Source organism: Mycobacterium sp., from assembly GCF_039583785.1.
Taxonomy (GTDB): Bacteria; Actinomycetota; Actinomycetes; order Mycobacteriales; family Mycobacteriaceae; genus Mycobacterium.
Map to the genome: position 1 here is coordinate 1 of NZ_JAVKSG010000047.1, position 15,759 is coordinate 15,759.

General features: G+C 67.1%; 15 protein-coding genes and 2 pseudogenes. 9 read left to right on the forward strand and 8 right to left on the reverse strand.

The genetic code is table 11. The features are described 5' to 3' along the window. Positions 1–201 (forward strand): annotated as a pseudogene (locus ABDV69_RS14360) (hypothetical protein); the annotation flags it as partial. Positions 202–334: 133 nt separating this feature from the next. Here the strand turns inward: ABDV69_RS14360 and ABDV69_RS14365 are convergent. The 6 genes from ABDV69_RS14365 to ABDV69_RS14390 are packed head-to-tail and all read right to left on the reverse strand — an operon-like array spanning position 335 to position 8,746. Further along, positions 335–1,108 carry an enoyl-CoA hydratase family protein gene (locus tag ABDV69_RS14365; protein WP_343575472.1) on the reverse strand — a complete coding sequence of 258 codons (774 nt, stop codon included), beginning with the start codon at positions 1,106–1,108 and terminating at the stop codon, positions 335–337. Continuing rightward, positions 1,108–2,274, reverse strand: coding sequence for an acyl-CoA dehydrogenase family protein (locus ABDV69_RS14370; RefSeq protein WP_343575474.1), 1,167 nt, complete (start codon positions 2,272–2,274; stop codon positions 1,108–1,110). Before ABDV69_RS14370 ends, ABDV69_RS14365 begins: the two co-directional genes overlap by 1 nt. Positions 2,275–2,276: 2 nt before the next feature. Next, on the reverse strand, positions 2,277–4,274 hold the full coding sequence (locus ABDV69_RS14375) for a biotin carboxylase N-terminal domain-containing protein (RefSeq protein ID WP_343575476.1): 1,998 nt from the start codon (positions 4,272–4,274) through the stop codon (positions 2,277–2,279). A 5-nt stretch (positions 4,275–4,279) separates the two neighbouring features. Beyond that, positions 4,280–5,875, reverse strand: a complete 1,596-nt coding sequence (locus ABDV69_RS14380) for an acyl-CoA carboxylase subunit beta (RefSeq protein ID WP_343575477.1) — start codon at positions 5,873–5,875, stop codon at positions 4,280–4,282. Then, on the reverse strand, positions 5,872–7,020 hold the full coding sequence (locus ABDV69_RS14385) for an acyl-CoA dehydrogenase family protein (RefSeq protein WP_343575480.1): 1,149 nt from the start codon (positions 7,018–7,020) through the stop codon (positions 5,872–5,874). The genes ABDV69_RS14380 and ABDV69_RS14385 overlap by 4 nt, the downstream gene beginning before the upstream one ends. Before the next feature lie 13 nt (positions 7,021–7,033). Further along, positions 7,034–8,746: an acyclic terpene utilization AtuA family protein gene (locus ABDV69_RS14390; RefSeq protein WP_343575517.1), complete on the reverse strand. Its 1,713-nt coding sequence runs from the start codon at positions 8,744–8,746 to the stop codon at positions 7,034–7,036. Positions 8,747–8,948: 202 nt separating this feature from the next. Here ABDV69_RS14390 and rpmF point away from each other — a divergent pair, with 202 nt between their 5' ends. The 7 genes from rpmF (at position 8,949) to ABDV69_RS14425 (ending at position 14,217) form a co-directional block, all read left to right on the forward strand. Further along, positions 8,949–9,122 (forward strand): 50S ribosomal protein L32, encoded by a 174-nt coding sequence (rpmF, locus tag ABDV69_RS14395; RefSeq protein WP_067331883.1) that lies wholly within the window; start codon positions 8,949–8,951, stop codon positions 9,120–9,122. Positions 9,123–9,230: 108 nt separating this feature from the next. After that, entirely contained in the window at positions 9,231–9,917 is a 687-nt protein-coding gene (locus ABDV69_RS14400; protein ID WP_343575483.1) for a response regulator transcription factor, read from the forward strand. Beyond that, positions 9,917–11,449 carry a HAMP domain-containing sensor histidine kinase gene (locus ABDV69_RS14405; protein ID WP_343575485.1) on the forward strand — a complete coding sequence of 511 codons (1,533 nt, stop codon included), beginning with the start codon at positions 9,917–9,919 and terminating at the stop codon, positions 11,447–11,449. Before ABDV69_RS14400 ends, ABDV69_RS14405 begins: the two co-directional genes overlap by 1 nt. 65 nt (positions 11,450–11,514) lie before the next feature. Further along, a complete protein-coding gene (locus ABDV69_RS14410) occupies positions 11,515–12,957 on the forward strand; it encodes a trypsin-like peptidase domain-containing protein (RefSeq protein WP_343575488.1) in 1,443 nt (480 codons plus the stop codon). Positions 12,958–13,004: 47 nt separating this feature from the next. Then, a complete protein-coding gene (locus ABDV69_RS14415) occupies positions 13,005–13,490 on the forward strand; it encodes a MogA/MoaB family molybdenum cofactor biosynthesis protein (protein WP_343575489.1) in 486 nt (161 codons plus the stop codon). Then, the gene (locus tag ABDV69_RS14420; protein WP_343575491.1) at positions 13,490–13,633 is read left to right on the forward strand and encodes a hypothetical protein; all 144 of its coding nucleotides are present in this window, start codon (positions 13,490–13,492) and stop codon (positions 13,631–13,633) included. The genes ABDV69_RS14415 and ABDV69_RS14420 overlap by 1 nt, the downstream gene beginning before the upstream one ends. Before the next feature lie 155 nt (positions 13,634–13,788). Beyond that, a complete protein-coding gene (locus ABDV69_RS14425) occupies positions 13,789–14,217 on the forward strand; it encodes an MscL family protein (RefSeq protein ID WP_343575493.1) in 429 nt (142 codons plus the stop codon). A 9-nt stretch (positions 14,218–14,226) separates the two neighbouring features. On the opposite strand, the gene ABDV69_RS14430 is transcribed toward ABDV69_RS14425, so the two are convergent. Beyond that, positions 14,227–14,889, reverse strand: a complete 663-nt coding sequence (locus ABDV69_RS14430; RefSeq protein ID WP_343575495.1) for an SAF domain-containing protein — start codon at positions 14,887–14,889, stop codon at positions 14,227–14,229. Positions 14,890–14,954: 65 nt separating this feature from the next. Next, positions 14,955–15,305 (reverse strand): FmdB family zinc ribbon protein, encoded by a 351-nt coding sequence (locus ABDV69_RS14435; protein WP_343575496.1) that lies wholly within the window; start codon positions 15,303–15,305, stop codon positions 14,955–14,957. Positions 15,306–15,556: 251 nt separating this feature from the next. Here ABDV69_RS14435 and ABDV69_RS14440 point away from each other — a divergent pair. Next, positions 15,557–15,759, forward strand: a pseudogene (locus ABDV69_RS14440) (HNH endonuclease family protein); the annotation flags it as partial.

Here is a 15,759-nt window from a genome sequence, read left to right on the forward strand (position 1 = left end):
GTTGCAAGTCGCCATCACTACCGTCCGGTGGACGTGGGCAGCGACACCAAAGCTGTGCTGCTGGGCTTACGACTGAGTGTTCAACCGGTCGATCTTCTGCACGCACTCGTCGCCTGGAAAGACGGCAGTGAGGACGACCCGGGTGAGCTGATGGATCGGGTTGAACGAATCCTTCGAGGCCGCTCAATGCCGGGTGTGTAAGTCCATGTCGGTGACGAAGCAGGGACGAAATGAACTCACCACTTCCCAACCGCGATGCGGTAGGCAACGCTGATCGTCGTCCGCAACGCCGCGGAAGCTGAGGCCCGGCTGGCCGAGGGCGCCCAGGTCAGTGTCAGCAAACCCAACTCGGCGGGCGCTTCTGCAGGAACGCCAGCATGCCCTCGCGGGCTTCGTCGGAGACGAACAGCCGGGCCGACTCGGCGGCGAGCCGCTCGGCGTCGCGATCGAATCCCTCCAGCACGGCGGCGGTGGTCAGCGCCTTGGATGCCGCCAAACCCTGCGGCGAGCCGCGGCCGATGTCGGCCACCAGCGCCGCAACCGCGGCATCGACGTCGTCGGCGGCTACGGTGATCAGCCCGATCGTCTCGGCGACAGCGGCGTGGAACGTCTCGCCGGTCAGGTAGTAGCGCGCGGCTGCGCGGGCGGACAGTTTCGGCAGCAGCGTCAGCGAGATGATCGCCGGCGCGACGCCGATTCGGGCCTCGGTCAACGCGAAGGTGCTGCGCGGTCCGGCGACGGCGATGTCGCACGCGGCGACCAGACCCATGCCGCCGGCCCGCACATGCCCGTCTACCGCGACGATCACCGGCAGCGGTGCTTCGACGATGGCGCGCAGCAACTCCGTCATCTCTCGCGACCGCTGGGCGGTGGCCTCGGCGGGATCCGCGCTCGCAGCCGACCCCTGGGAGAGGTCGGCGCCCGCGCAGAACGTGTTGCCGGTGTGGCCGAGCACGACGACCCGCGCCGCGGGATCGACCGCCGCGTCACGCAGGCCCTGGTGCAGTTGGTTGACCAGCGCGGACGACAGCGCGTTGCGGTTGTGCGGCGAATTCAGCGTCAGCCGCGCGACATGCCCGTCGACCGAGTATTCGACGAGGGTGTCCATCAGTAGCTTCGCGGTAGGCCGAGCGATGTCTGCGCGACGAAGTTGAGCACCATCTCGCGGCTGACCGGCGCAATCCGGCCGAGCCGGGCCGAGGCCAGCATCGCGGCCACGCCGTACTCCTTGGTCAGGCCGTTGCCGCCCAGCGACTGCACGGCCTGGTCGACCGAGCGGGTAGCGGCCTCGGCCGCAGCGTATTTCGCCATGTTGGCCGCCGTTGCAGCACCGCCGTCGTCGCCGTTGTCGTACAGCGTCGCGGCTTTCTGCATCATCAACTTGGCGAGCTCGACCTCGATGTGGCACTGCGCCAACGGATGTGACAGGCCCTGGTGCGAGCCGATCGGGGCGCCCCACACCTGACGGGTCTTGACGTAGTCGGCGGCGCGGTCCAGCGCATAGCGGCCCATGCCGACGCTGCTGGCCGCGCCCATGATGCGCTCGGGGTTCAGCCCCGCGAAAAGCTGTGCGATGGCGGCATCTTCGGCGCCGACCAGGGCGTCGCTGGGCAGCCGGACGTCGTCGAGGAACACCTGGAACTGCCGTTCGGGGCTGATGATCTCCATATCGATCGGGGTGTAGGTGAAGCCGGGGGAGTCGGTGGGCACCACGAACAGAGCGGGCCGCAGCTTGCCGGTCTTGGCCTCCTCCGAACGAGCCACCACCAGCACCGCCTGGGCCTGGTCGACACCGGAGATGTAGACCTTCTGGCCCTTGAGGATCCAGTCGCTGCCGTCGCGCCGCGCCGTGGTGGTGATCTTGTGCGAGTTGGAGCCGGCGTCGGGTTCGGTGATCGCGAACGCCATTGTCAGCGTGCCGTCGGCGATGCCGGGAATCCAGCGCTTCTTCTGCTCGTCGGTGCCGAACTTGCTGATGATCGTGCCGTTGATGGCCGGCGACACCACCATCAGCAGCAGCGCGCTACCGGCGGCCGCCATCTCCTCCATCACCAGCGACAGCTCGTACATGCCGGCGCCGCCACCGCCGTACTCTTCGGGAAGGTTGACTCCGAGGAAGCCGAGTTGGCCTGCCTCGGACCACAATTCGTCGGTGTGTTCCTGGGCGCGGGCCTTCTTCAGGTAGTACTCGCTGCCGTATTTGGATGCCCAGTCGGACACCGCCTTGCGCAGGGCGCTGCGGTCCTCGTTCTCGATGAAGCTGCTGTCGGTCATGGTTATTCTCCTTCTGCTTCGGGATCGTGAGGCGCGTCCACTCGCGCCAGGACAGCGCCGACCTCGACCTGGTGGCCGGTGTCGACGTTGAGTTCCGCGAGCACGCCGTCGGACGGGGCGGCGATGGTGTGCTCCATCTTCATCGCCTCCAACCAGATCAGCGGCTGACCGGCCGTGACCGTGTCACCGACTACGGCGCCGAGCCGAATGACGTTGCCGGGCATAGGCGCAACCAGCGACCCCTTCTCGACGGCCGACCCCGGCTCGGGGAAGCGCGGCTGCGCGACGAGGTGCACCGGGCCAAGGGCGGAGTCGACGTAGACGGCTGAACCATGCGCACCGTAGCGTTTCACCGCGAAGTTGCGCGCCACCCCGTGGGCGTCGGTCAACACCACTTCGTCGGACGTCGCGGAGACCAGCTGTACCGACTCGTCACCCGGCAATGTCAATCCGGTTCGGCCGAACCGGTATTCGACGTGGTGCTGCACACCGCCGTCGTCGAGGTAGGTCTTGACCTGGTAGCCGGACGCCAGGTTGCGCCAGCCGCTGGGAACGGAGCCCAGCACGGTTGCGTTGGAACGGTTCTCGGCCGCGTCGGCCAGCGCCGCGGCCACCACCGACAGCCGGACCGCGGCGTCGTCGGCCAGCGCAGCGGACAGCTCCGCCAGGCCGTGCGTGTCGAAGAACGCGGTGTCGGTGGCGCCGTCCAGGAATGCCTGATGCCGCAACACGTTGACCAACAGATCGCGGTTGGTGCGCAGTCCGTGCACCTGTGTGCGCGCCAGCGCGTCGGCGAGCACCAGGGCCGCCTGCCGCCGGGTCGGGGCGTACGAGATGACCTTGGCCAGCATCGGGTCGTAGTGGATCGACACAGAAGAGCCGTCGAGGATCCCGGAGTCCAGCCGGATGCCGGTGCGCGACCCGAGCGTGGCGAATTGGGTGCGGGCCGAGGGCACATCGATGCGATGCACCGGGCCGGCCTGCGGCTGCCAATTCTGCGCCGGGTCTTCGGCGTACAGCCGGGCCTCGATCGAATACCCTTGTGCAGCAGGCGGTTCGGCGTCCAGGTGACCGCCGTCGGCGACGGCGATCTGCAACTCGACAAGATCGAGGCCGGTGGTCTCCTCGGTAACCGGGTGCTCGACCTGCAGTCGGGTGTTCATCTCCAGGAAGTAGAACTCGCCGTGATCGTCGGCCAGGAACTCCACTGTGCCCGCTCCGGTGTAGCCGATCGCGCCGGCGGCCAGCCGGGCGGCTTCGAAGAGCCTGGCCCGCATCCCCGGTACGCGCTCGACCAACGGCGACGGCGCTTCCTCGATGATCTTCTGGTGCCGGCGCTGGATCGAGCATTCCCGCTCGCCGACGGCCCACACCGTGCCGTGGGAATCGGCCATCACCTGGACCTCGACGTGGTGGCCGGTGGGCAGGTAGCGCTCACAGAACACTTCTCCGTCACCGAAAGCGGACTGGGCTTCCCGCTGAGCGGCGGCGACTTCGCTTGGCAGCGCGTCCAATTGGTCGACCACCCGCATCCCGCGCCCACCGCCCCCGGAGGACGCCTTCACCAGCACCGGCAGCTGGGCGGCGGTGACAGTGTCGGGGTCGAGTTCCTCGAGCACCGGAACCCCGGCCGCGGACATCATCTTCTTGGACTCGATCTTGGAGCCCATTGCGCGCACCGCATCCACCGGCGGACCGATCCACACCAGCCCGGCGGCCTGCACCGCGGCGGCGAAGTCGGCGTTCTCGGAGAGGAATCCGTAGCCGGGGTGTACCGCGTCCGCGCCAGAAGCCTTGGCTGCGGCGATGATCGCCTTGGCGTTGAGATAATCGGTGGTCTGCGGCAGCCGCACCCGAGCGTCGGCCTCGGCCACATGCGGGGCCTCGGCATCCGGGTCGGTGTAGACCGCGACGGTGCCCAGGCCGAGGTTGCGGCATGTCGCGAAGACGCGGCGGGCGATCTCGCCGCGATTGGCTACCAGAACTCGAGTTATTTCCATCAGCGTCACATCCGGAAGACGCCGAAGCTCGACGTCCCCTTGATCGGGCCATTGGCGATGGCGGACAAACACATTCCCAGTACGATACGGGTATCCCGCGGGTCGATCACCCCGTCGTCGTAGAGCATCCCGGACAACACCATCGGCAGCGACTCGGCCTCGATCTGCCCTTCGATAGCGGCCCGCATAGCAGCATCAGCCGCGTCGTCATACTCCTGACCGCGCGCCTCGGCGGCCGCCCGGCTCACGATCGACAACACCCCGGCCAGCTGCGCTCCACCCATCACGGCGGCCTTGGCGCTCGGCCAGGCGAACAGGAACCGCGGGTCGTAGGCGCGGCCGCACATGCCGTAATGGCCGGCGCCGTAGGACGCGCCGATCAGCAGCGAGATGTGCGGGACCGTCGAGTTGGACACGGCGTTGATCATCATCGAGCCGTGCTTGATCATGCCGCCTTCCTCGTAGTCCTTGCCGACCATATAGCCGGTCGTGTTGTGCAGGAACAACAATGGCGTGTTCGCGCGGTTCGCCAGCTGGATGAACTGGGTGGCCTTCTGGGACTCTTCGCTGAACAGCACACCGCGGGCGTTGGCCAGGATGCCCAGCGGGTAGCCGTGCAGCCGGGCCCAGCCGGTGACCAGCGACGAACCGTACATCGCCTTGAACTCGTCGAATTCCGAGCCGTCGACGATGCGGGCGATCACGTCGCGAGGATCGAACGGGATACGCAGATCGGCCGGGACAATGCCGATCAGCTCCTCGGCGTCGAACAGCGGCTCGGTCACCGGCACCGGCGCCGGTCCCTGCTTGGTCCAGTTGAGTCGCGCGACGATGCGACGTCCGATCCGGATCGCGTCGAGTTCGTCGACCGCGAAGTAGTCGCTCAAACCCGATACCCGGGAATGCATTTCGGCACCGCCCAGTGACTCGTCGTCGGACTCCTCACCGGTTGCCATCTTCACCAGCGGGGGACCGGCCAGGAACACCTTCGAGCGTTCCTTGATCATCACCACGTGATCGGACATGCCGGGCACGTAGGCGCCACCGGCGGTGGAGTTCCCGAACACCAGCGCAATGGTGGGGATGCCCGCCGCTGACAGCCGGGTCAGGTCGCGGAACATCTGTCCGCCTGGAACGAACACCTGCTTTTGTGTCGGCAGGTCGGCGCCGCCGGATTCGACGAGCGAGATCACCGGCAGCCGGTTCTCGAACGCGATCTGATTGGCCCGCAGGATCTTCCGCAACGTCCACGGGTTGCTGGTGCCACCTTTGACGGTCGGGTCGTTGGCCACCACCATGCACTCGACGCCGTTGACCGGGCCGATCCCGGTGACCAGGCTGGCGCCCAATGCGAAGTCGCTGCCGTAGGCCGCCAACGGACACAGCTCCAGGAACGGTGCGTCCGCGTCGACCAGCAGTTCGATCCGCTCGCGGGCGGTCAGCTTGCCCCGGTCATGATGGCGCTCAACATATTTCGCACCGCCACCGGCCAGCGCCTTGGCCAGCTCGGCGTCGATCTCCTCGAGCCGCGACTCCGCGGCCGCGGCCGCGGCGGCATAGGTGTCGGCGGTGGGGTCCAGCGCGGACTTCAGCGGGCTCACGACTGGAATCCCAACAGCTTGGCGGTCAGCGCGGTCAGGATCTCGGTGGTCCCGCCGCCGATGCCGAGGATCCGCATGTCACGGTACTGGCGTTCGATTTCCGACTCGGTCATATAGCCCATGCCGCCGAACAACTGGACGCCTTGGTTGGCCACCCATTCGCCGGCCTCTACGGCGGTGTTCTTGGCGAAGCACACCTGCGCGATCAGGTTCGTCTCGCCGGCCAGCTGCCGTTCGATGACGTGGTGGGCGTAGACGCGCGCGACGTCGATCCGCCGGGCCATCTCGGCCAGCGTGTTTTGTACGGACTGACGTGAGATCAGCGGCCGGCCGAACGTCTCCCGGTCGCGGCACCACGCCGCGGTGATGTCCAGACACCGCTGGGCACTCGAATAAGCCTGCGCGGCCAGGCCGATGCGTTCCGCGACGAAGGCGTCGGCGATCTGAGCAAAACCGGTGTTCTCGGCGCCGACCAGGTTGGCCACCGGCACGGCCGCGTCGACGTAGGACAGCTCCGCGGTGTCCGAGGACCGCCAGCCCATCTTGTCCAGCTTGCGGCTGACGTGAAAACCAGGGGTATCCCGGTCCACGACCAGCAGCGAAACCCCGGCCGCGCCAGGGCCGCCGGTGCGCACCGCGGTGACGACGAAGTCGGCGCGCACCCCGGAGGTGATGTAGGTCTTGGCGCCGTTGACGATGTACTGATCTCCCGAGCGGGTCGCGGTGGTGCGCAGGTGCCCGACGTCGGAGCCGCCGCCGGGTTCGGTGATGGCCAGCGATCCGATTTTCTCCCCGGCCAGCGTCGGGCGGACAAACGCCTCGATCAGCCGCTCGTCGCCGGAGGCGATCATGTGCGGCACCGCGATGCCGCAGGTGAACAGTGACGCGAACACCCCGCCGGGCACCCCGGCCTGGTGCAGCTCCTCGCAGACGATCACCGCGTCGGCGCCGTCACCGCCGCCACCGCCGACCTCCTCGGGGAAGTTCGCGCCGAGCAGACCCGCTTCGCCCGCGGCACGGTGCAATTCGCGCGGCAGCTCACCGCAGCGTTCCCACTCGTCGACGTGCGGCAAGATCTCCCGCTCGGCGAACGAGCGCACGGTCTTGCGGAGCGACTCGCGCTCCGGCGTGGTCCAAATGCTCACAACAACCCTTCTCTCACAGCAACACTGCTGGGATGTCGACGTGACGGCTACGCAGCCACTCGCCCAGCCCTTTGGCCTGCGGGTCGAACCGCGCCTGGTAGGCGACGCCCTGGCCGAGGATCTCCTCGATGACGAAGTTCACCGCGCGCAGATTGGGCAGCAGATGCCGGGTCACGGGCAGGTCGGCCGTCTCGGGCAGCAGCTCGCGCAGCAGCTCGACGGTCAGCGTGTGGGCCAGCCAGCGCCACTGTTGGTCGGTGCGAACCCACACGCCGACGTTCGCCGACCCGCCCTTGTCACCGCTGCGGGTACCGGCGATGCGGCCCAGCGGCACCCGCCGCGTCGGCCCGTCCGGCAACGCCTCGGGTAAAGGCGGCGCAGACGCTGGCCGCAGCTCGAGAGTCTCAGTGGCGCAGGCAATCTCGACCCGGGTGCCGTCGGCGTGCACGGCGGTGTGCGCCACCTCGGCGGCGTCCACGTAGCCGGGGGTGTAGACGCCGTAGACCTGACCGTCGCCCGGTGGCGCGGTGACGGCGAAACCCGGGTAGCTGGCCAGCGCCAATTCGACTGCGGCCGAAGAGAACTGACGGCCCACATTGGCCGGGTCGGGGTCACGGACCACGCAGCTCAACAGTGCGCTGGCGGCTTGCTCGCTGTCGGCGTCGGCGTGGTCGGTACGGGCCAGCGTCCACTCCAGCTCCGCGGGCTCGAGGGCCGGCTTGGCGGCGATCGAAGCTTCGAGCTGCCGTCGCACCAGTTCCGCCTTGGCGTCGATGTCGAGACCGGTCAGCACGAACGTCATCGCGTTGCGGAATCCGCCGATGCTGTTCAGCGACACCTTGTAGGTGGGTGGTGGCGGTTCGCCGGTCACGTGGGCGATCCGCACCCGGTCGGCGCCGTCGCCAGCCAGCTCGACGGTGTCCATCCGGGCGGTGACGTCCGGGTTGGCGTAGCGGGCGCCGGTGATCTCGTAGAGCAGCTGGGCGGTGACGGTGTCGACGCTGACCAGCCCGCCGGTGCCGGGGTGCTTGGTGATCACCGACGAGCCGTCGGCGTGAATCTCGGCCAGCGGGAAGCCGGCATGGAGTAAGCCGGGGATCGCTGGAATTTCGGTGAAGAACGAGAAGTTGCCGCCGGTCGCCTGGATGCCGCATTCGATAACGTGGCCAGCGACCACGGCGCCGGCGAGGCGGTCGTAGTCGGTCCGCTGCCAGCCGAAGTGCGCGGCGGCCGGCCCGACCGTCACCGATGCGTCGGTCACCCGGCCGGTCACGACGACATCTGCGCCATCGTTGAGGCAGTCGACAATGCCCCAGGCGCCCAGGTAGGCATTGGCCGTCAGCGGCGTGCCCAGCCCGAGTGCGTCGGCGCGCGGGGCCAAGTCGTCACCGTCGACGTAGGCGACCCGGACCGGTACACCCAGACGCTGCGCCAGCGCGCGCACGGCGTCGGCGAGGCCGGCGGGGTTCAGGCCACCGGCGTTGGCGACGAGGCGCACCCCACGTTCCTGGGCCAGCCCCAGACATTCCTCGAGCTGGGTCAGGAAGGTCTTGGCGTAGCCGCGCTCGGGATGCTTCATCCGATCGCGGCCGAGGATGAGCATGGTCAGCTCGGCCAGGTAGTCGCCGGTCAAGTAGTCGAGCTCGCCGCCGGTCAGCATCTCGCGCATGGCGGAATGCCGGTCTCCGTAGAACCCCGAGCAGTTACCGACGCGGACCGCAGACATGGCAGCCGACGAAGCCGCCATCCGTGCCCTCCCTCCATTGGGACGTACCAACCAACCGGTAGGTTAGCCGGTACCATCGGTGTCACGTCAAGGCTGTCGGCTCCGATTTTTGCGCTTGGCAGGTCACCGATTACTATCAAGGCAACCGTCGCTGCCGGGACATCTTGCGCGGCGACCCCCCTACCAGCAGTAAGGCCTGATCATGGCTGTGCCAAAGCGGCGGATGTCGCGCTCGAACACCCGTAGTCGACGCGCGCAATGGAAGGCTGAGAAGCCCGAATTGGTCGGCGTGACGGTGGCCGGACGACAGCACAAGGTGCCGCGGCGGCTGCTCAAGGCGGCGCGCCTCGGTCTGATTGACCTCGACCGCCGGTAATTTCTTTGCCGTGAGCATTGTCTCCGGCAGCACCGTCCGCAACTCGCAGGCAGCCAGTTCTGGTGACCTCTCAGCACGTTCTCAGGCAATTGGATAAAACTGGTGGCCGTGCGAATTCTTGTCGTTGACGACGACCGCGCCGTGCGCGAGTCACTGCGTAGGTCACTTTCCTTTAACGGTTACTCGGTCACCTTGGCAGAAGACGGCGTCGAGGCCTTGGAGATGATCTCCGCCGACCGTCCCGATGGGGTCGTGCTCGACGTGATGATGCCCCGGCTGGACGGTCTCGAGGTGTGCCGGCATCTGCGCAGCACCGGAGATGATCTGCCGATCCTGGTGCTGACCGCTCGCGACACCGTCTCTGAGCGGGTCGCCGGCCTTGACGCGGGCGCCGACGACTATCTGCCCAAGCCATTCGCGCTCGAAGAGCTTTTGGCGCGGATGCGGGCGCTGCTGCGCCGGACCAGATTCGAAGACGCCGGCGAATCCGTGGCGATGATGTTCGCCGACCTCACCCTCGATTCGGTGACTCGCGAAGTCAACCGGGGCGGGCGTCAGATCAGCCTCACCCGCACTGAATTCGCTTTGCTGGAGATGCTGATCGCCAATCCGCGACGGGTATTGACGCGCAGCCGCATTCTCGAAGAGGTCTGGGGTTTTGATTTCCCCACGTCGGGTAATGCGCTCGAGGTGTATGTCGGTTACCTGCGTCGCAAGACCGAGGCCAACGGCGAGCCGCGCCTGATCCACACCGTTCGCGGTGTGGGCTACGTGCTTCGCGAAACACCTCCCTGATGCCGCTGAAGACACTGTTCCGTCGGCGTCGCAGCGCTCTGCCGACCAGCACGTCGCTGTCGCTGCGGTGGCGGGTGATGCTGCTGGCGATGTCGATGGTGGCGATGGTGGTCGTCTTGATGGCCGTCGCGGTGTACGCGGTGATCTCCGCGGCGCTATACAAGGACATCGACAACCAGCTGCAGACCAGGGCGCAGCTGCTGATCGCCAGCGGTTCACTGGCCGCCGACCCGGCGAAAGCCATTGAGGGGACGGCATATTCGGATGTCAACGCGATGCTGGTGACGCCCGGCCGATCGATCTTCACCGCCAAACAGGAAGGCCAGACGCTTCCGGTCGGGCAGCCGGAGAAGGCCGTCATACGCGGCGACCTGTTCATGTCCCGGCGCACCGCGGCCAACCAGCGGGTGCTGGCCGTGCATCTGCCGAACGGCAGTTCGCTGCTGATCTCCAAGAGTCTGGCGCCCACCGACGCGGTGATGATGAAGCTGCGCTGGGTGCTGGTCATCGTCGGCGGCGTCGGCATGGTTGTCGCGGCGGTGGCCGGCGGCATGGTCACCCAAGCCGGCCTACGACCGGTGTTCCGGTTGACCGGGGCGGCCGAACGGGTGGCGCGCACCGACGACCTAAGGTCGATACCGGTCTACGGTAGTGACGAATTGGCAAGGCTGACTGAAGCTTTCAACATGATGCTGCGTGCACTGGCCGAGTCGCGAGACCGCCAGACGCGTCTGGTCGCCGACGCCGGTCACGAGTTGCGCACCCCGCTGACCTCGCTGCGCACCAACATCGAACTGCTGATGGCGGCCAGCGCCCCGGGCGCGCCCCCGATACCCGAGCAGGAAATGGTCGACCTGCGCACCGACGTGATCGCCCAGATCGAAGAATTTTCAACTCTGGTAGGCGATTTGGTGGACCTCACCCGCGGCGACGCCAGTGAAGTCGTACACGAGCCGATCGAGATGAGCGAGGTCATCGAGCGGTCGCTGGAGCGAGTTCGCCGGCGCCGCACCGACGTTGACTTCGATGTGGAAGTGACGCCCTGGCAGGTCTACGGTGACTCGGCGGGTCTGTCGCGGGCCGTGCTGAACCTGATGGACAACGCCGCCAAGTGGAGCCCGTCCGGCGCGCACGTCGGCGTCCGGCTCCGGCAACTGAATGCCACGCATGCCGAGCTGGTGGTGTCCGACCACGGACCGGGCATCCCTGAGCACGAGCGTGAATTGGTCTTCGAGCGGTTCTACCGCTCGACCACGTCGCGATCCATGCCCGGCTCGGGGCTGGGGCTGGCGATCGTCAAACAGGTCGTGGTCAACCACGGCGGGGCGCTGCATGTCGAGGAGACCGTTCCGGGTGGAGCGCCCCCGGGCACATCGATTTACGTCCTGCTACCGGGGCAGCCGATAGCGGTCGCGCAGTACCCGTCCGACGGCGACGATGCGCCGATCGTCGACGAGCCCTCAATTGCGGGGAACTCCGCAGCATTGGCGAACGTTGTCTCAGTCGAATCGCCTACCACGCAGGCAAGATAGTAATCCGGTTACTGTCTGGGTCAGAGAACCACCGCACAAGGAACAAGGAAAGAGCGACCAGCGACATGACGAATCACCCGAGGTATTCGCCACAGCCGCAGCAGCACGGATACCGTCCTGCCTCCGATCAGCGCGGGGCCACAGGCCATCCCGGCTACGGGCAGCAAACCTACCCGCAGGGCTATGACTGGCGGCCCGGCCAGCAGCCACGCGGGCAGCAGCACCGCCAGCCCTACGGCCCGTTTGCCGGTCAGTCCGGGTACCCGGTCGGCGGCCCGGCGCCGATGCCTGTGCCGCGAAAACGTTCGCGCGCAGGTGCGTTGACCGTCGGCGCGGTAGCGATAGCGGTCGTCTCGGCCGGTATCGGCGGCGCAGCCGCGTCGGTGGTCATACACCAGGAAACGCTCGCATCCGTCGCCGACGGTGCGATGCCCGGCGGTGCGACACCCGGCATGCCGGCGTCGAACGCGCTCGGCGGCGTCGAGCAGGTCGCCGCCAAAGTGGTGCCCAGCGTCGTCATGCTCGAGACCAACCTCGGCCGGGCGTCCGAAGAGGGCTCCGGAATCATCCTGTCCTCGGACGGCTTGATCCTGACCAACAACCACGTCGTCGCCACGGCGGCCAACCCCGGCAAGGCGCCGGCGCCGCACGGGCGTCCGAATCCCGAACACCGGGGCCCCGAAGAAGATCCCGGCGCCCCGGCACCCGATCCCGACCAGCCCGCCCCTTCGCCGGGCAACGGCAAGCCGAAGACCACGGTCACGTTCTCCGACGGGCGGACCGCGGAGTTCACCGTCGTCGGTACGGACCCCACCACGGACATCGCCGTGGTTCGCGTGCAAGGCATGTCGGGGCTGACCCCGATCAGCCTCGGTTCGTCGGCCAACCTGCGTGTCGGCCAGCCGGTGATGGCGGTCGGTTCGCCGCTGGGCCTGTCTGGGACGGTCACCACCGGCATCGTCAGCGCGCTCAACCGGCCGGTCTCCACGACGGGCGAGACGGGCAACCAGAACACGGTGCTGGACGCCATCCAGACCGACGCCGCGATCAACCCGGGCAACTCGGGGGGCGCGTTGGTCAATATGAGCGGACAGCTGATCGGCGTCAACTCCGCGATCGCCACCCTCGGCGGTGACTCACCGGACGCGCAGAGCGGTTCGATCGGCCTCGGTTTCGCGATTCCAGTCGACCAGGCCAAGCGGATTGCCGACGAGCTGATCAGTTCGGGCACCGCGTCGCACGCCTCGCTGGGCGTGCAGGTCACCAGCGACAAGGAGACGCCGGGTGCCAAGGTCGTCGAAGTGGTTCCGGGCGGTGCGGCCGCGGCCGCCGGCCTGCCCGCCAACGTGGTGGTCACCAAGGTCGACGACCGGACCGTCAACAGCGCCGACGCGTTGGTCGCCGCCGTGCGATCGAAGGCGCCAGGCGACAAAGTCATGCTGACCTTCAAGGACCCGTCGGGTGAAACGAAAAAGATCCAGGTCACCTTGGGCAAGGCCCAGCAGTGACCAGAGCCGGCGCAACGAGGTCGGACGTCAGATATACGGTTGCAACCATGGAACAGGGCGCGGTCTTGGTCGGCAGGGCACTTGTCGTCGTGGTCGATGATCACGGCGACGAGGACCACAGCGGTCCGTTGGTCACCGAGCTGCTCAGCGAAGCCGGATTCGTGGTCGACGGCGTGATCGCCGTCGCCGCCGACGAGGTGGAGATTCGCAACGCGCTCAACACCGCGGTCATCGGGGGAGTCGACCTGGTGGTGTCGGTCGGCGGCACCGGGGTGACCCCGCGCGACGTCACGCCCGAGGCAACGCTGGACATCCTCGACCGCGAGGTTCTCGGGATCGCCGAAGCGATCCGCGCGTCCGGGTTGTCTGCGGGCATCATCGAAGCTGGCTTGTCGCGTGGTCTGGCCGGCATCTCCGGCAGCACGCTGGTGGTCAACCTCGCCGGTTCCAGGCAAGCGGTGCGCGACGGCATGGCGACGCTCAACCGTTTGGCAGCGCAGATCATCGGTCAGCTCTCCAGCCTGGAGATCTGATGCCCGACATGACCGGGCCGGCCGGTGACGACCGCGAGTTGTTCCCGCGGACCTCGGCCGACGAGCGCGATCCGGACTCGAGTCGCGATGCCGACGAGCGTGAGCGGTGGCTACGCGACAACGTTCCGCCGCATCACAGCTGACCGGCTAACCCGAGCGTGGTCGTGGATGTCACGGCATGAATACCCTTGCATGACTAATTAGCGCCATATGGCGCGAATGTCGATGGGCAGTCCTACCGTCATGTCAGGGTGATCGTGTGTTGCCCGGTTCATTCCTGCTCACGGGAGGTGGCTCGGTGCTAAAAGGTTTCAAGAATTTCGTCATGCGCGAGGACGTCATTACTGTCGCTGTCGGTTTGGTTGTGGCTCTGGCTTTTTCGGGACTGGTCAAATCGTTCACCGAGACGGTGATCAACCCGCTGGTGGCGGCCGCTCAGCCACACGCGGCGCTCGGACTGGGTTTTCAACTCGGCGACGCGGGCAATAAGGCCACCTTCATCAACCTCGGTGAGTTCATCGGTTCGATCATCTACTTCTTCGTCTTCATGACCACCGTCTACCTCGCGATTGTGGTGCCGTATCGACACATCCAGAAACGTCGTGGCGTGACCGTATTCGGCGAGTCGCCCGCGACCAAGGCGTGTTCGGAATGCTGCTCCGACATTCCCGAGGCCGCCCACAAGTGCAAGTACTGCGCCAGCGAACAGTCGGCCCTGCCCGCCTGAGTCGGCCGGTCAGTGCAGGGTGAGGGTCACGGTCGCGACGAGAGCGGCGCCGGCCACCGCGGTGGCTGACGCGGCCGGCAGCGCGACCAGCACTACCCGGTCGTTGTCCGTGCTCTGGGCCTTGCCCTTTGCCGACACCGAGACCACGATCGCGTCAGTGGCCAGCACGTGCGGGGTGGCCTGAGCGCCGCCCTCGGTCGCGGCCACCACGTCGACGACGTCGCCCGGCCGCACCAGGTCGATCAGCGCACTGTCCGCGGGATGCACCGGCACGATTCGGGCGTCCGGTCCGGCCGCCGATTCGGCGAGCCGGCGGCCCAGCAGTCGCACGTCGGTGAGCACTTCGCCGCGTCGTGCGGGCCCCGCCAGTGTCGAGCCCACCACGGTGTTGACGTCGACCTGCGATCCATCGGGAATGGTTGGGGCCAAACGGCTTTCGATCCTTAGATCGTCGGCGGTCAATTCGGCGCCCGGGGTGAGGTCGCGCGCGGCCACGACGACGTGTGCGCGGTTGTCAGCGGGGTCGGGCCGCAGCGCGGAAACGCCGGCGAGCAGTACCAGCCCGCCCGCGGCGATACGACGGGCCAGCACGGTGCGCGACCAGTCGGGACGCAGCCACTGCGAAAGGCGGTTCGGCAGCGACGGATTCAGCGATGTCTGGGAATCCCCCACCCGCCAACGGTAAGCGCACACGGACGAAGTACGCGGACGGCGAAGCGCCGCTTGTGGATAACCTGCTAGCTGGAGGTGGTGGCCGGCGACTTCGACGCCGACGAGGAGGAGTCGGACTTCGACGAGTCGTTCGATGAGCTGGACTTCTCGGAGGAGGAAGAGCTGGACGTGTCGCTCGAACCCGAGTTGTCTGAGCTCGACGACGAACTCGAGGAGCTGCTGCCCGAGCTCTTGGACGTTTCGCGGCTGTCGTTGCGGTAGAAGCCGCTGCCCTTGAACACCACCCCGACTTTGCCGAACAATTTGCGGAGCCGGCCCGAGCAGTTCTCGCAGGTGGTCAGGGTGTCGTCGCTGAACGCCTGGACCACATCGAAGCGGCTGGCGCAGTCGGTACACGCGTAGCTGTAAGTCGGCACACAAACCTCCGTGGACGTCTAAACATTTAGCACTCTACAGTCTTAAGTGCTAAAACCGCCATGTGACTCGTATCATTCCCAGCCGGTACAGGAATGCGTTGGCACTACTCGTCATTCTCGCCATCCTCGGTGCCGTCGGCTGGCAGTACCTGCGTGCAGTCCCGAGCAGGAAGATGGCGGCGCTGCCTGTGCACGGCTGGGATCGGCTGTCTGACTTCCAGCGGTTCCGATTCGGCGAGCCGTGGAGCGACGACCCCTACACCGGGGCGACCATCGACTTCGTCCGTGGGCCCGACACCTCGTCGGCCGTGCAGATCGACCACGTGGTGTCGCTGTCGGACGCCTGGTACTAGGGCGCCAGGTCGTGGGACGACCAACGTCGCCGCGACTTCGCCAACGATCCGCGCAACCTGCTGGCGGTCGGCGGACAAGTCAACTTCGACAAGGCTTTTCG

Coding starts and splice junctions, on each gene's coding strand:
- ABDV69_RS14365 (WP_343575472.1), bottom strand. CDS start 1,108: ATGGACACCCTCGTCGAATACTCGGTCGACGGGCATGTCGCGCGGCTG.
- ABDV69_RS14370 (WP_343575474.1), bottom strand. CDS start 2,274: ATGACCGACAGCAGCTTCATCGAGAACGAGGACCGCAGCGCCCTGCGC.
- ABDV69_RS14375 (WP_343575476.1), bottom strand. CDS start 4,274: ATGGAAATAACTCGAGTTCTGGTAGCCAATCGCGGCGAGATCGCCCGC.
- ABDV69_RS14390 (WP_343575517.1), bottom strand. CDS start 8,746: ATGTCTGCGGTCCGCGTCGGTAACTGCTCGGGGTTCTACGGAGACCGG.
- rpmF (WP_067331883.1), top strand. CDS start 8,949: ATGGCTGTGCCAAAGCGGCGGATGTCGCGCTCGAACACCCGTAGTCGA.
- ABDV69_RS14405 (WP_343575485.1), top strand. CDS start 9,917: ATGCCGCTGAAGACACTGTTCCGTCGGCGTCGCAGCGCTCTGCCGACC.
- ABDV69_RS14410 (WP_343575488.1), top strand. CDS start 11,515: ATGACGAATCACCCGAGGTATTCGCCACAGCCGCAGCAGCACGGATAC.
- ABDV69_RS14415 (WP_343575489.1), top strand. CDS start 13,005: ATGGAACAGGGCGCGGTCTTGGTCGGCAGGGCACTTGTCGTCGTGGTC.
- ABDV69_RS14420 (WP_343575491.1), top strand. CDS start 13,490: ATGCCCGACATGACCGGGCCGGCCGGTGACGACCGCGAGTTGTTCCCG.